General features: G+C 55.8%; 14 protein-coding genes and 3 tRNA genes. 15 read left to right on the forward strand and 2 right to left on the reverse strand.

Annotated elements, in window-relative coordinates; genetic code table 11:
• Window positions 1-33: 33 nt before the first annotated feature.
• From HMPREF2710_RS03970 to HMPREF2710_RS04005, 8 genes are all read left to right on the forward strand, one after another.
• The gene (locus HMPREF2710_RS03970) at window positions 34-561 is read left to right on the forward strand and encodes a nucleoside deaminase (RefSeq protein WP_049363561.1); all 528 of its coding nucleotides are present in this window, start codon (window positions 34-36) and stop codon (window positions 559-561) included.
• Between the two features lie 298 nt (window positions 562-859).
• Entirely contained in the window at window positions 860-1,771 is a 912-nt protein-coding gene (locus HMPREF2710_RS03975) for an ABC transporter ATP-binding protein (RefSeq protein ID WP_246824526.1), read from the forward strand.
• A gap of 2 nt (window positions 1,772-1,773) precedes the next feature.
• Window positions 1,774-4,380 (forward strand): YhgE/Pip domain-containing protein, encoded by a 2,607-nt coding sequence (locus tag HMPREF2710_RS03980; protein WP_070599637.1) that lies wholly within the window; start codon window positions 1,774-1,776, stop codon window positions 4,378-4,380.
• 80 nt (window positions 4,381-4,460) lie between these two features.
• Window positions 4,461-5,081 (forward strand): TetR/AcrR family transcriptional regulator, encoded by a 621-nt coding sequence (locus tag HMPREF2710_RS03985; RefSeq protein WP_005504416.1) that lies wholly within the window; start codon window positions 4,461-4,463, stop codon window positions 5,079-5,081.
• A 155-nt stretch (window positions 5,082-5,236) separates the two neighbouring features.
• Window positions 5,237-5,323 (forward strand) — tRNA-Ser (locus HMPREF2710_RS03990).
• A gap of 185 nt (window positions 5,324-5,508) precedes the next feature.
• On the forward strand, window positions 5,509-6,147 hold the full coding sequence (gene upp, locus HMPREF2710_RS03995) for a uracil phosphoribosyltransferase (protein WP_005504417.1): 639 nt from the start codon (window positions 5,509-5,511) through the stop codon (window positions 6,145-6,147).
• 579 nt (window positions 6,148-6,726) lie between these two features.
• The gene (locus tag HMPREF2710_RS04000) at window positions 6,727-7,479 is read left to right on the forward strand and encodes a winged helix-turn-helix domain-containing protein (protein ID WP_070599639.1); all 753 of its coding nucleotides are present in this window, start codon (window positions 6,727-6,729) and stop codon (window positions 7,477-7,479) included.
• A gap of 151 nt (window positions 7,480-7,630) precedes the next feature.
• Window positions 7,631-8,176, forward strand: coding sequence for a SixA phosphatase family protein (locus HMPREF2710_RS04005; RefSeq protein WP_070599640.1), 546 nt, complete (start codon window positions 7,631-7,633; stop codon window positions 8,174-8,176).
• A 93-nt stretch (window positions 8,177-8,269) separates the two neighbouring features.
• On the opposite strand, the gene HMPREF2710_RS04010 is transcribed toward HMPREF2710_RS04005, so the two are convergent.
• Window positions 8,270-8,361 (reverse strand) — tRNA-Ser (locus HMPREF2710_RS04010).
• A 254-nt stretch (window positions 8,362-8,615) separates the two neighbouring features.
• On the opposite strand from HMPREF2710_RS04010, the gene HMPREF2710_RS04015 reads away from it, so the two are divergent.
• The 6 genes from HMPREF2710_RS04015 (at window position 8,616) to HMPREF2710_RS04040 (ending at window position 12,098) form a co-directional block, all read left to right on the forward strand.
• Window positions 8,616-8,963, forward strand: coding sequence for a DUF4190 domain-containing protein (locus HMPREF2710_RS04015; protein WP_049340397.1), 348 nt, complete (start codon window positions 8,616-8,618; stop codon window positions 8,961-8,963).
• Window positions 8,964-9,172: 209 nt separating this feature from the next.
• The gene (locus HMPREF2710_RS04020) at window positions 9,173-9,673 is read left to right on the forward strand and encodes a hypothetical protein (protein ID WP_049352303.1); all 501 of its coding nucleotides are present in this window, start codon (window positions 9,173-9,175) and stop codon (window positions 9,671-9,673) included.
• A 198-nt stretch (window positions 9,674-9,871) separates the two neighbouring features.
• Window positions 9,872-10,516: a DUF4190 domain-containing protein gene (locus tag HMPREF2710_RS04025; RefSeq protein ID WP_049352300.1), complete on the forward strand. Its 645-nt coding sequence runs from the start codon at window positions 9,872-9,874 to the stop codon at window positions 10,514-10,516.
• Window positions 10,517-10,694: 178 nt separating this feature from the next.
• Entirely contained in the window at window positions 10,695-11,168 is a 474-nt protein-coding gene (locus tag HMPREF2710_RS04030) for a hypothetical protein (protein ID WP_070599642.1), read from the forward strand.
• Between the two features lie 137 nt (window positions 11,169-11,305).
• Window positions 11,306-11,587 carry a hypothetical protein gene (locus HMPREF2710_RS04035; RefSeq protein WP_049353199.1) on the forward strand — a complete coding sequence of 94 codons (282 nt, stop codon included), beginning with the start codon at window positions 11,306-11,308 and terminating at the stop codon, window positions 11,585-11,587.
• A 67-nt stretch (window positions 11,588-11,654) separates the two neighbouring features.
• The gene (locus tag HMPREF2710_RS04040) at window positions 11,655-12,098 is read left to right on the forward strand and encodes a hypothetical protein (protein WP_070599644.1); all 444 of its coding nucleotides are present in this window, start codon (window positions 11,655-11,657) and stop codon (window positions 12,096-12,098) included.
• A gap of 102 nt (window positions 12,099-12,200) precedes the next feature.
• Here HMPREF2710_RS04040 and HMPREF2710_RS04045 read toward each other — a convergent pair.
• Window positions 12,201-12,288: transfer RNA gene (locus HMPREF2710_RS04045), tRNA-Ser, on the reverse strand.
• A gap of 125 nt (window positions 12,289-12,413) precedes the next feature.
• Here HMPREF2710_RS04045 and HMPREF2710_RS04050 point away from each other — a divergent pair.
• Window positions 12,414-13,424 (forward strand): NAD(P)H-quinone oxidoreductase, encoded by a 1,011-nt coding sequence (locus HMPREF2710_RS04050; protein WP_070599646.1) that lies wholly within the window; start codon window positions 12,414-12,416, stop codon window positions 13,422-13,424.
• The last annotated feature ends 88 nt before the right edge of the window (window positions 13,425-13,512 follow it).

Genomic DNA, 13,512 nt, shown 5'->3' on the forward strand with positions numbered 1-13,512 from the left:
ATTAACGTTTATTTATTCCCCTGACGAGGTTGTATGTCATATTCGGAATATTCAAAATTGACGGTCACAGACGGTTCTTCCGCTGTGCTCAGCGATATTCCCGCTCGCCCCGAACACGGCGAGTGGATGGTCCGCGCCCTCGCCGAGGGCGCCGCCGCAGGTGAGCGTGGCGAGATCCCTATCGGTGCTGTGGTGGTGGACGAGCAGGGCGTCATTATTGGTTCGGCAGGCAATACCCGCGAGCGGGAGCATGACCCCAGTGCCCATGCGGAGGTGAACGCGATTCGTCAGGCGGCGGCGCATCGTGGTCAGTGGCGCCTGGACGGTTGCACCCTGGTCGTGACCGTGGAGCCGTGCCTGATGTGCGCCGGCACGATTTTGGCGTCACGCGTTTCGACGGTGGTTTTTGGCGCCTGGGAGGAGAAGACGGGGGCTGCTGGCAGTCGTTACGATGTACTGCGTGACGGCAGGGTTGCTCCGGTTCCCGAGGTGTATGCGGGGGTGCGTGCTGATGAGTGTGCGCAGCTGATGGTGGACTTCTTTAGGGAACGCCGCCCCTGACCTCCCCTAGGCCTCACCCCTGAAGATGGTTTGTATAACGCGAAAAGCCGCGCAGAGATTGCGTGGCTTTTCGCGTTATTTGTACGAAACCCCCATTTATTTGAAAAATACTTCAAGAATTTCAAAAATGACCCCTGTTTTTTCATGAAAAGCCCACCACATCACACATGTCCGGGTCTACCATATATAGGCACTGGAGCCTCCGTCTGCCCGTGACTGAAAATAGATACCCCACGCAACCTGCGGAGTGCTCCCCAAAACTCACCTGAACCGTCCTGTATTTAAAGGGGATTTATTCGTGCTTCGCGTTGACAATATTTGGGCTAAGGGGCGTCACCACGCCCTTTTTGGTCGTACCTCTTTTTCTGTAAATCAGGGTGAGGTCATCATTATTCAGGCGGATAGCCAGATGGAGCGCACCTCGCTGGGTTTGGCTCTTACCGGCCGTTTGCCCCTGTCGGGTGGCGAGATTTTTTGGAGCGATGGTGATGCGGAACCGCAGCCGATTTCGATGAAGAAGCTGCGTCGTATCAGTGACATTATCGACTCTCCTGACGTGACCGCCCCCGAGCAGCACATGCGTGTGCACGACTACGTGTCTGAGATGCTCTCCTATAATCTGCCGGTTTTTGGTCGTTCCCGTGCGAGCCGCTGGCTGAAGGAACGCGGTCTTGAGGACCTGGACGGCCTGTGGATGGATGAGCTTGACGGTGAGATGAACATTGAGCTGATGGCGGCTTTGGCGCAGGCGAGTCCTTCGGACCTGCTGGTTTTTGACACGCCCTCCCGTCATTTGAACCACACCTATATGTGGCTTCCTTACCTGGAGGAGCTTGCCACTGACGAGGATCGCCCTCGCACTGTGGTGGCGATTGTTCCGCATATTTCGGAGTCCTGGCAGGGCGCCCGTGCTGTGGTGGGTAGTGTTCACATGGATCAGGACGGCGAGTTTGAGCCGGCTGAGGAGCCTGCAGAAGAGCTGACTGAGACGGAAGAGCTGACTGCGGCAGAGGAACTAACCCAGACCGAGCCTGTGATTGACGTGATTGAGGTGCGTGAGGTGGAGGAAATCCCCTCGGCCTCTTCGATTTCCCTCACCCCCGCGGTATCCGGCACTTCCGGAGCCGCTCAGACCACTGACCATAAGACTGATAACCAGAAGACCGGCAACCAGAAGACTGTTGCCCAGAAGACCGCTGAGAAGGAGTAAGAATGACTGTTCTGCGTGTGGCTCTTGTTGAGCTTAAGCGCCTGACCAGCGGTGTTCTGCCGGTTCTGGTGCTCCTTGCGATGTCCTGCATTCCGCTGCTGTACGGTGCCCTGTACCTGTACGGCAACTGGGATGCTTACGGCCATGTGAATGGCATTGTGGGTGCCCTGGTGGTTGAGGATGAGGGCGCGACGGATTCTGAGGGTCAGCAGGTGAATACCGGTGCTGACGTGAAGAAGAGCCTTCTAGATGCTGGCACGTTTGATTGGCGCCAGGTGCAGACTCGTACTGAGGCTGTCGAGGGTGTGGAGAACGGCACCTATGACTTTGCGATGGTGATTCCGAAGGATTTCTCGCGTAATTTGCAGAGTGCCGGTTCGTTTAAGCCTGATGCTGACGGTAAGACGGGCCCTATTGATGCGCGTTCGGCGGGTATTGAGGTCATTACGAATGACGCGAATAACTATGTGCTGACGAATATTGTCACGAAGGCGGGCACTGCGGTGCGTGATTCGGTGGCTGAGAAGGTCGGTAATTCGACGGCTAATTCGCTGTTGGCTAGCTTCACGACTATTCATTCGAAGATGGGTGAGGCTGCTGATGGTGCGTTGAAGGTGAATAACGGTACGGTGAAGCTGGCTGACGCTATCACTCAGCTGAAGGACGGCACCGCCACGGTGAATGATGGCGCCGTGAAGCTGAAGGACGGCACCTCCTCCCTGGCTGATGGCCAGTCCCAGTTGTTGGATGGTCAGAAGCAGTTGGCTGAGGGCGCTGCGAAGCTTGCTGATGGTGTTTCAACTTTGGATTCTGGCGCCGCGAAGCTGGATTCTGGCGCCGCGAAGCTTGCTGATGGTGCCTCGAGCTTGAAGGATGGTTCGTCGACCTTGGCTTCGGCGGCGGCGTCTGCTTCTGAGGGTGCGTCGAAGCTAAAGGACGGTTCGGCGACCCTGGCTGAGGGTACTGCGAGCTTGAAGGACGGTTCAGCGGCGGTTGCGAAGGGCGCTAATGATTTGGCGTCGGGTATTCATCAGTTGCGTGAAGGCATGGATCAGGCTGGTATTCGTGAGTTGCCGGCTGAGCTGAACGCGATGTGCATGCGTCTGCATGAGACGGATACTTCTGCTGGTAGCGGCGATTTTGGTCGTGACTTGTCGAATACTGTGGTGTCTGCGAGTGCGCAGAAGGTGCGTGCTCAGGTGACTCCGCTGGTTGAGGCGGGTACGTTGACTCAGGAGCAGGCTGATCAGCTGGTCGCTGCTGTTGATTCTGAGGAGACGAAGAATGAGGTTGCTGAGCTGAATCAGAAGGCTCTGCAGTCGCATCTGGCTACTCGTGATGCTGCCGCTACTGATGCCCTGTCGAAGTTGAGTGCGTTGAAGTCGAGCCATTGTGTGTCTGATGGTACGTCGTCGACTGCGGCAAAGATTCAGACTTTGGTGGCTGGCGTGGATTCGCTGGATTCCGGTGCGTCTTCGCTTGCCAAGGGCGCTTCGTCGGTGGCTGATGGTGCCGCTCGTGTGGATGCTGGCGCGTCCTCGTTGGCGTCGGGTTCGGCGACCCTGGCTGATGGTAATTCCAAGATCGCTTCGGGTGCTTCGAGCCTTGCGAGTGGTTCTGCGACTCTGGCGGGTGGTGCTTCTGAGCTGAAGGAGGGTACTGATTCTTTGAAGAACGGCACTGCCGAGCTGAAGGATGGTAGCGGTACTTTGGCGGAGAAGGAGCAGTCTGCGGTTGAGGGTCAGCAGAAGCTGGCTGATGGCGCGAATGAGCTGAAGGATGGTGCGTCGCAGCTTTCTGACGGTACGGCGAAGCTGTCTGATGGTTCTACTCAGCTGAATGATGGTGCTTCCGAGTTGAAGGATGGTACTTCGTCGCTGGAGAGCGGCCTGGCTTCTGGTGCTAAGCAGGTTCCGAGTCTTGCGCCGACTGATCAGGCGAAGGTTGCGGATACGATGTCGAACCCTGTGACTTTGTCGCAGGAGTCGCTGGCGTCGGCTCGTAACTATGGTGAGGGCATGGGCCCGTTCTTCATGTGCTTGGCGTTGTGGATTGGCGGCTTGATGCTGGTTCAGACGTTGCGCGTGATGAACAACCGTGCGTTGGCTTCGCATGCTCCGTCGATTCGTGTGATGCTCGGTAGCTGGATGCCGTTCGGCCTGGTGGGTATTGCGCAGGCGACCCTGATGTTTGCCGCGATTAAGTTTGGTTTGGGCTTTGAGATGGCTCATCCGTGGCTGGTGTGGCTGTTCCTCTGCTATGTGGCTTTGGTCTTTACCGGTTTCATTCATGGTTTGACGGTGATTTTGGGTGCGCCGGGTAAGCTTGTTGCTTTGGTCATTCTGATTCTGCAGCTGATTACTGCGGGCGGCACGATGCCGTATGAGACTTTGCCTGAGTCGATTCGTTGGATGCATGATTTCTTCCCGATGGGCTATGCGGTGGCGGGTACGCGTCGTTTGGCGTATGGCATTAATGAGTCGAGCCTGTGGGGCATCATGCTGGTTTTGACTCTGTGGGGTCTGGCTGGTCTGATGTTGGGTTACATTGGCACGCGTCGTGATCGTACGTGGTCGCTGAAGAAGCTGGCTCCGGAGATTACGGTGTAACAAACCCTGTTTAGTCGCACCGGGGGAAAACTGTCTAATAAAATAGAGATATATCTGCAAAAAGGGAGGGAGGACTGCTGATGTTGCAGCGCCCAGTCGCTGAAGCTTCAAGTCGTCGTCCCGGCCGTACAGGTAGAACTCAGTTGAAGTTGTTCAACGCTGCTATGGAAATCATGACCGAAAAGGGGCTTGAGTACGCCACTGTTGAAGAGGTGGCTGCCCGGGCGGGTGTTTCTAAGGGAACCGTGTATTACAACTTCGGTTCTAAGAAGACCATGGTGGATCAGCTGGTTCAGTACGGCACGCAGTTGCTGCTGAGCGATGCGCGTCGCGCGGCGTCGGTTCATTCTGATCCGCGTGAGGCGTTGCGGAGTGCTGTTCGCGCCGCGTTCCAGTATCTTGAGGACCGTCCGGGTTTTACTAGGATGTGGCTTTCGGAGGCGTGGAAGGGTGCGGATGGTTGGACTGAGGCGATGAGCGATAACCGTCTGAATCTTCTGGATTTTTTGGAGGAGATGACGGAGGCTGTGGCTCGCCGCTATACGGTTGATACCGCTCAGAATCCTCGTGCGATTGCGATCTCTATGTTCGGCGCGATTTACATGTTTGCTATGGATCGTGAAGTGCATCAGGCGGAGCGCAATGCTGAGGATGCAACGCGTGCTGTCATGCTGGTTGTAGATGGGTATATCCGTCATTAGGCGGACCTGTTGGGGTCTGTAGACGTAGCCGGGACTTCGGTGTCGGGTGTCGAAAAGGGCACGGTGAAAAGGGGCCGTGAAGAGGGCGACACCCGGCTGCCGCACGCGGTTTTTCTTGCTCTCCTGTTGGGGGTGTGCTATAGTTTTCCACTGTTGGTGGTGTGTCCGAGCGGCCGAAGGTGCATCACTCGAAATGATGTTTGGTGTAAAAGCCAACGGGGGTTCAAATCCCTCCACCACCGCACCAACGAAAACCCGTCGAGATTCGTCTCGGCGGGTTTTCGCATGCCTGGATTGTTCTGGGGTGGTGTTGGCGGGTGCGTTGGTGGGTGTTTGTGCGGGGGTACTTCGCCTCGTTTTATAGGTTGTGTGCCACTTCCGGGGCTTTGCCGGTGCTTGCTGATTCGGGGGTGGGTAAAATCGTATTATGCGTATTAAGATTCTTGACCACCCGCTGGTCTCTCACAAGATTAGTGTTCTGCGTGATAAGAACACCCCGTCCCCGATTTTCCGTCAGCTGGTTGATGAGCTGGTGACCCTTCTTGCCTATGAGGCGACTCGCGAGATTCGTGTGGAAGAGGTTGAGGTTGTGACTCCGGTGGCGACTACTACCGGTGTTCGTATTGCTGATCCTAAGCCGCTGGTTGTTCCGATTCTGCGTGCTGGTCTGGGCATGCTTGAGGGTATGACTCGCATGGTGCCGACCGCTGAGGTGGGCTTCCTGGGTATGGCTCGTAATGAGGAAACGCTGGATATTGTGACTTATGCTGAGCGTCTGCCGGAGGACCTGACTGGTCGTCAGGTGTACCTGCTGGATCCGATGCTGGCTACCGGTGGCACTCTGATCGAGGCAATTAAGTTCCTGCGTGAGCGTGGTGCTGAGTCTGTGACTTGCGTGTGCCTGATTGCTGCTCCTGAGGGCATTGCTGCTCTGGAGAAGGGCATTGAGGGTATGGAGAATGTTGACCTGTTCCTGGCTGCTCGTGATGAGCGTCTGAACGAGAAGGCGTACATTATTCCGGGTCTGGGCGATGCTGGTGACCGCCTGTACGGTCTGGCTGAGTAGTTTTTCAGCGTTATTCACGTGATGTGAGTGGGGCGCCTCTGCATATGTTTAAGCATGTGCGGGGGCGCTTTGTTGTATCTGCTGGAGGCTGTGCGCAGGTTATATGGTGTGGTGTTGGGGGATGTGTGTCTAACGGTCTGCTGTCTTGGGTGTTTATGGTGTTGTTGGGCGCTTGTGTGGGTTTATGAAACACCCTTAATAGTATGTGATGAGGAACACTATAATGTTTTGAAGGGTTCAAAATATATTGAGCATATTCACAGCTTCACATGAAAATACAGGGTGGAACCAGTAAATAAAAGAAGCTATGAATATTTATAAGGGAAAAAAATACTGAAAGCTTCAGGTAGTCCCTGAAACCCTAAAACATGAGAGGGGGCATTGTACTCCTCTCGCCCATAAAGATGAATCCACTATGCTGAATCCGCTTGATTTATCCGTCAAATAGGAGAAATATTAAGTAAGAGGATTGAAGCTCGAACAGGTATTGGGGACTGTTTGACTCGGCGTCACTTCCGGCGCACCCCACACTACGTACGACAGGGATCCCGTACACAGACTTTGAGAGAAGGTTGAACCATGTCAGGCGCTGTACCTGGATATGTCCACATCTCCCAGCGCGGCCGCGCCGCTAAGCGCCAGGTCGTGCAGCCTCAGCGTCCCGCTGCGCAGGCCGCAACGTTGCGTCCGATGACTTTCTCAGCCGGTGACTCTGCCCATAAGCAGGCTCAGGAAAATGAGGCACGCGGCTTTGTGCTCTATGTGGGTTTGAATGAGGAACTTGCTGCAGCGAACGGCACCTCCCTGGTGCGTATCGTTCAAGATCTGCGCACTTATGCACACCACCTGGCTCCCGAGTCGGAGTCGTACGCCGCTGTGGCGTTGGCTCCGGTGAACGCTGAGGGTAGCGACCTTGAGGTGGTACGTAATGCGCTCGGCGACCCGACCGCAATGTACATGCACCCGGAGGCGAATGTCGCCCGCGAAGCAGAGACCACGAATAGCCACTCTTCGGGTGTGCTGATTGATTTGGCACGCCGCGAGGTGTTCCTGGATGGTGAGCCGCTCATGCTGACTTTCAAGGAGTTCGAGCTGCTGGCACACCTGGTGGAGAACTCTTCCCGCACCGTGGGTCGTGAGGAGCTGCTGAAGGCGCTGTGGAGCTCCGGTGACGAGCATCCGCATGAGCGTACAATTGACGTGCATATTCGTCGTCTGCGTTCGAAGCTGGGCCGCCTCTCGGGTACCGTGCGTACGGTGCGCGGTCAGGGTTACCGCTTCTTTGAGCACCCCGAGGTTGTTGTCTGGGCTGCTCCGGAATACTCGATTTAGCGTGTACAGAATTTAGCTTCTGTAGAGTGCACCCCGGTGTGCTGGCGTCATGCCGGTGCGCCGGGGTTTACTTGTGCCCGCCTGGGGGTGTTAGTGTGCGTGCTGTGGCGGCGTGCGGCACGATCCGGCGCCCTCTAGATAGAATGGGTGTATGGCTGAAAATTCTTCCAACACTGCATCTGGCTCGCACCGCAGCGGGGTCAAGCGTCTGATTATTATGCGCCATGCGGAGGCTGATTGGGGTCTGAATGATTTTGATCGTCCGCTGACGAAGCGCGGCCATGAGCAGGCTGCCGCTGCTGGCGCCTGGCTGGCGGCTCGCGGTTATATTCCGGAGCAGATTATGTCGTCGTCGGCTTTGCGTACTCGTCAGACGACGACTTGGGTTTCGGATGGTTTGGGGGCGAAGGCGCCTACCGCTCATCTGGATGAGGGGCTGTACGAGGTGTCTGCGTCCCGCATTATTGCGCGCATTAACAGTGTTTCGGAGAATGTTCATTCTCTGATGGTGGTGTCGCATCTGCCCGGCGTGCAGGATGCCGCGCAGCGTCTGATGAGCCCAGATTCTGACCCGAACGCGTCCATGGATGTGTATTACGGTTTCCCGCCCTCTTCCATTGCGGTATTTGAGGTGCCGGGGGAGTGGGCTCTGCTTGATGGTGCGGATGCGCGCCTCGTGGATTTCAAGTGCTTCTAGTCCTGAAACTTCTAGCCCAAGAGCTTCTAGGCTTCGTGCCTGAATGAGATGGGTAAAGCAAAAGCCCCGTACCAACCGGTACGGGGCTTTTTGTGGCGGAGACGGGGGGATTTGAACCCCCGGTCGAGTTTAACCCCGACCCTTCATTAGCAGTGAAGTCCATTCGGCCGCTCTGGCACGTCTCCACGGTGCGCTCGTGAGCGCATCCCTATAAGAATATAGGCTGTTTTGCGCTTGGTCAATTCGGCCCGTGCTTTGGAGGATATCTCTGAGTATGTGTTGCTTTATAGGGCGGATTATGGATTGTGCGCTTTGAGGCTCATATACATTTTCGATAGACTGCTACTGTCCAACCGATAAATAGAGGGCGTCTCTGGCGTGTGATTTTTCCATGCAACGTTGCCAGAGGTGTCTTATTTACTCAACGAAATGAGAGATCATGTCTGAAAACCCCAACAACCCCCAGCCCCAGTTCAACCAGGACCCCCAGTTTAGCCAGCAGGCACCTCAGTTCAATCAGCAGGCTCCTTACGGTGTGCCCGTTCAGACCCCTGAGCAGCAGGCTCAGGCGAAGAAGGCAAAGACCCTGTCGATTGTCTCTCTGGTGAGCGGTATTGTGAGCTTCTTTGTCCTCGGTTTCATCCTTGGTGCTGTAGCTATTGCGACCGGCCGCCTGGCTATGAATAACCCCGAGCTGAAGAACCGCGGTATGGCTATTGCCGGTACTGTTCTGGGTGTCGTCAGTATTATTTTGCTGGTCGCTCTGAAGATTTTTGTAAAGCAGTAAGATTGAAGCTACCTGCAGTAGCCTCATGATTTGAGAAAGCCCGCGAGCGCCCCGTGCGCACGCGGGCTTCTGTGCGCCTCATCAGTTTTCTGGTCAGTGCATATATGCTGCGGATAGCTCCAGAATGACGAATCCGTTTGTGCCCACCTCAGCGATAGGTTAGGGTGAGTAAGGTTCAATACACACCATTCACACGAAAGAGGGACCACATGTCTCAGAACCCGCAGGACTCTAACTCCTACGACTACAACCCGGAATACGGCAACCTGAACGAGCAGAACGCTCAGAACGGTCAGCAGCAGTACCAGCAGCAGTACCAGCAGCCTGGTCAGTACGGTCAGCCTATGATGGTGCCTGTCGGCATTGTTCAGAAGACCCCCGAGCAGCTTGCTGGCGAGAAGGCTGGTCAGACCTCCATGGTGCTCGGCATTATTGGTCTGATCTGCAACTTCTTTGTTAGCTGGTGGCTGTTCGGTCTGCCCTCGCTGATCATGGGTGTTATCGGCATTATGAAGGCTAATGAGGCTGAGCGTTTTGGCACTGCAGCTTCGGGCGGTCGCATCATGGGCTGGATTAACGCAGCTTTTGGTGGCCTGTTCTTGGTTGTAATCGGTGGTTTCCTGCTGCTGGGTCTTATCGGCGCGGCAGGTGCTGCTTCTTCCTCTTCCAACCACTTTACTGAGCTGGTCAGCACCCTGGCACTCTTCTAAGAGCTCATTCGCAGGGTATAGCGGAAGCCCCGTTCCTCGATGTGAGGAGCGGGGCTTTTGCGTACCTGATAAGGCGCATATCCAGCGCATCAAAGTCTGTTGTGCGGGGTTGCATAACGGCCTTAGTTGTACCCGTTCCATTCATGGGTTAGGGTGAATTAGGTTTAACACACACCAGCCGTACGAAAGTGAGATGCCATGTCTCAGACTCCTCGGGGTTCAGACCCCTACGACTACAACCCGGACTACAACCGTCTGAACGAGCAGTACAACCAGAACGGCCAGTACGGGCAGAACACTCAGTACGGTCAGTATGGCCAATACGGTCAGGGTTCTTACGGCCAGTACGGGCAGAGCTCCTACGATCAGTATTCTTATGACCAGTACGGTCAGAATTCGTACGGTCAAGACCCATATGGTCAGAATCAGTATGACCCGTACGGTCAGCAGTACCAGCAGCCCGACCAGTACGGTCAGCCCATGATGGTTCCTATGGGTTTTTTGCAGAAGACCCCCGAGCAGCTTGCCGGTGAGAAGGCTGCTCAGACTTCCACGGTGCTGGGTATTATCAGCTTGGCGTGTATAGTGACTCTCAGCTGGTGGCTGTTTGGTCTGCCTTCCCTGATTCTGGGTGTTATCGGTATTTTCAAGGCGAACGAGGCAGAGCGTTATGGTGCGGCTGCTTCAGCTGGTCGTATCTTGAACTGGATTAGCGTAGCCATTGGTGGCATGTTCCTGGTGCTTTTCGGCGGAGGTCTTCTGCTAGCAATTATGCTGGCTCTTTCTGATTCTGCCGCAAATTCTAGTCTCGTGGAGACTGTGCAGATACTGGCATTCTTCTAAACACTTTCACCCTCATTGGAGGGTACGCAAAAGCCCCGCTCCTCAATACGAGGAACGGGGCTTTGCCGTGTATATGCCGTATATCTCGTGGATTGGTCCTGACATGCTTGTTCCCGCGCGGGGGAAGGTCTAGGGTGGGTTTAGCATCTGTGTCGGTACGTGAAAGGTTGTGGATGCGATGTCGCAGCTACCCCAAAATAATGAAGTTTTTGATGACAATCCCGAATACGCCAAGACCCACCGGGGGAACGACAGCGTGCAGTCTGGTACGGACGACCAGCCGCTACCCGCGAGTGAGTTCTCTTCGAGCGTGTGGAAGATGGGCCCTGGCGAAAAAGCCGCAAATCTCTCCCTGATTTTCGGTGTCTTCGGTATGCTTGCTCTCGCCCTAGCGTTTTGGTGGGTTTCCCATGGCTTTGGTATCGGCATGCCAATAATCATTGCTGCGCCATTACTGAACTTCTTGGGTCTCTGGCAAGCACGAGTGGCAAGACAGCACGGTGAGGACGCCAACGTGGGTCTGTTTCTCAGTGGGATAGGGATGGTCATTGTCATCGCCATCGTCGGCTTCATCATAATGATTGGGTTTGCTCTGTACGGCTTCAATGATGCAGGCCCGTCGACGAGCCTGAGCGCTCTCTCACTTCGATAGACACGTAACACCCGGTATTGAAAGGTTATTATGCAACGATGCAGGATCCAATCCTAGGCCCGTATTCCGACCCAGCAGCTGGTCTGCGCTCGAAACCTCATCGCCACAAACAGGGTGCTGATATTGAAGAGCCCCCTATGATGCAGAGCGGTGGGAAAACAGCGACTAATCTAGGGGAACGAGCCTCCCAACTTTCACTCACTTTCGGTGTGCTCAGCCTCATCAACATCATGGTGTCGGGTCCGTGGTTTTTCGGTATCCCCACCATCATCTTAAGTGTCCTTGGTCTACATAAAGCTAAGGAAGCGGATAGTTACGGCGTAGTTTCTCTTGCGGGTCGAATCCTGAGCTGGATAGCTATCGCCAAGCTTGTCCTCGTGTACGTACTGATTGTGTGGGCGTGGTTCAACGGCGAATAGGTTTTTGCGAAGCACCAGGCTGAGGTATTCAACTAACGCGTGTAGATCCTGAAAGGTTGTGGATGCGATGTCGCAGTTACCCCAAAACAATGAAGCTTTCGATTACAACCCCGAATACGCCAAGCTCTACCAGGGAACGGGCAACGAGCAACTCGATGCTGACGATACGGACAATGAGTTGCTACCTGCGAGCGAGCTACCTCCCGACGTGCAGAGGGAACAAACCGGTAAAAGAGCAGCGAACTTCTCCCTACTTTTTGCCTTCCTCGGCCCGCTGTCCTTCGTTCTAGGGTTCTGGGGTTTTGTCCAAGGTCTTGAAGAAAGTGCTCTGCTGGTAGCTATCCTTGCCCCAATCCTGAACATTCTGGGCATCTGGCAGGGGTTCGTGGCACGACGGTACGGTGTCCGTGCCATCGGCGGTCTGATTCTCAACGGTCTGGGGCTATGCATTTTCATCGGTATTGCCGCCCTTATCATGCTGATTGTGAACGCATTGTCACACATCCACTAACGATGCTCCCGGTAACTCAAAATGGCGTATGCAAAGAGCCCCGCTCCTCAATACGAGGAACGGGGCTCTTTGCGCTCCACACGTGGAGCAGAAGCTAAAACGCGGATGGTAAGGGATTTGAACCCTTGAGACGGGGTTACCGCCTACTGGTTTTCAAGACCAGCTCCTTCGGCCGCTCGGACAACCATCCATACGCACCAGAGACCGGCATTTTATGGCAATACCGTGCCGCAGGGCACTACGAGATTATCTCATGCGATAAGCTTTCTGTAAATCGCGCACCAACGATGGTGCTTCCGGCAATGAGGAGGACTCATGAGAGCAATTATTGAGAACAGTCACGGTGGACCTGAGGCTCTGACAATCAGCGAAGTCCCCGCCCCCGTACCCCGATCCCACGAAGTTCTCATCCGTGTTCACGCCGCCGGAATCAACCGCGCCGACGCCCTGCAACGCCGCGGATTCTACCCGCCGCCCGCCGGCGCGAGCGCCATCTACGGCCTCGAAGTGGCCGGCGTTATCGAAGCGGTCGGTGAAGGTGCCTCCGTAGAGAACCGCGGCACCCCCGTCATGGCGCTCCTCGCTGGAGGCGGCTACGCCGACTACGTGACCGTACCGGTCGACCACGTGCTGCCCGTACCCGAACAGCTGAGCTTCGCCGAAGCCGCCGGTATTCCCGAAGTCGCGGCAACCGTCTACTCGAACCTGGTGCTCACCTGCGGTATGAGCATGAACCCCGCCGAAAACCTCAAGGAAGACGGCGAACCCGCGGTGGTGCTCATTCACGGCGGTACCGGCGGTATCGGTGTGCACGCCATCCAGCTGGCGCTCGCCGTAGGTACCCGCGTGTTCGCAACCGTGGGCACCGAGGAAAAAGCAGAATATGTGCGCTCACTAGGCGCGGAACCCATTATTTATACCGAACATTCGTTCTGTGAAGTTCTGCTGGCTGAAACTGGCGGACGCGGCGCTGACTACATCCTCGACGTCGTGGGCGGAAAGTACCTGGACGACAACCTGCACACCCTCGCCGACGGCGGGCACCTGTGCATTATCGGTCTGATGGGCGGTGCCAAAGCAGAAGTGAACCTGGGGTACATGCTCTCCCGCCGCCTGTCGGTGCACGCTACGAGCCTGCGCACCCGTTCGGATCAGCAGAAGGCTGAGATTCTGCGCGGTGTACGCGAACACGTGCTGCCGCTGATTGAATCCGGCAGGATTGGCGTGGGTCTGGACCGTATCTTCGACATGGAGGAGGCGGCTGCCGCCCACGAATACTTCGACTCGGGTCAGCATCGCGGCAAGATTGTGCTGCGGATGGTCTAGAAATCGCTGCGCCCCCGCGGTGCTATTTTAGGCCGGTGCCATTTTAGGCTGGCACCGCGGGGAGCGTCGCGTGAGCGGCGTGAAGAAA

It is taken from the genome of Rothia sp. HMSC069D01 (genome assembly GCF_001810135.1).
GTDB lineage: Bacteria > Actinomycetota > Actinomycetes > Actinomycetales > Micrococcaceae > Rothia.

Excerpts from the sequence above, each read along its gene's own strand:
- HMPREF2710_RS03970 (WP_049363561.1), top strand. The coding sequence starts at position 34 with ATGTCATATTCGGAATATTCAAAATTGACGGTCACAGACGGTTCTTCC.
- HMPREF2710_RS04050 (WP_070599646.1), top strand. The coding sequence starts at position 12,414 with ATGAGAGCAATTATTGAGAACAGTCACGGTGGACCTGAGGCTCTGACA.
- HMPREF2710_RS03980 (WP_070599637.1), top strand. The coding sequence starts at position 1,774 with ATGACTGTTCTGCGTGTGGCTCTTGTTGAGCTTAAGCGCCTGACCAGC.
- HMPREF2710_RS04020 (WP_049352303.1), top strand. The coding sequence starts at position 9,173 with ATGTCTCAGAACCCGCAGGACTCTAACTCCTACGACTACAACCCGGAA.
- HMPREF2710_RS04005 (WP_070599640.1), top strand. The coding sequence starts at position 7,631 with ATGGCTGAAAATTCTTCCAACACTGCATCTGGCTCGCACCGCAGCGGG.
- HMPREF2710_RS03985 (WP_005504416.1), top strand. The coding sequence starts at position 4,461 with ATGTTGCAGCGCCCAGTCGCTGAAGCTTCAAGTCGTCGTCCCGGCCGT.
- HMPREF2710_RS04000 (WP_070599639.1), top strand. The coding sequence starts at position 6,727 with ATGTCAGGCGCTGTACCTGGATATGTCCACATCTCCCAGCGCGGCCGC.
- HMPREF2710_RS04025 (WP_049352300.1), top strand. The coding sequence starts at position 9,872 with ATGTCTCAGACTCCTCGGGGTTCAGACCCCTACGACTACAACCCGGAC.
- HMPREF2710_RS04015 (WP_049340397.1), top strand. The coding sequence starts at position 8,616 with ATGTCTGAAAACCCCAACAACCCCCAGCCCCAGTTCAACCAGGACCCC.
- HMPREF2710_RS04035 (WP_049353199.1), top strand. The coding sequence starts at position 11,306 with ATGATGCAGAGCGGTGGGAAAACAGCGACTAATCTAGGGGAACGAGCC.
- HMPREF2710_RS04040 (WP_070599644.1), top strand. The coding sequence starts at position 11,655 with ATGTCGCAGTTACCCCAAAACAATGAAGCTTTCGATTACAACCCCGAA.
- HMPREF2710_RS04030 (WP_070599642.1), top strand. The coding sequence starts at position 10,695 with ATGTCGCAGCTACCCCAAAATAATGAAGTTTTTGATGACAATCCCGAA.
- upp (WP_005504417.1), top strand. The coding sequence starts at position 5,509 with ATGCGTATTAAGATTCTTGACCACCCGCTGGTCTCTCACAAGATTAGT.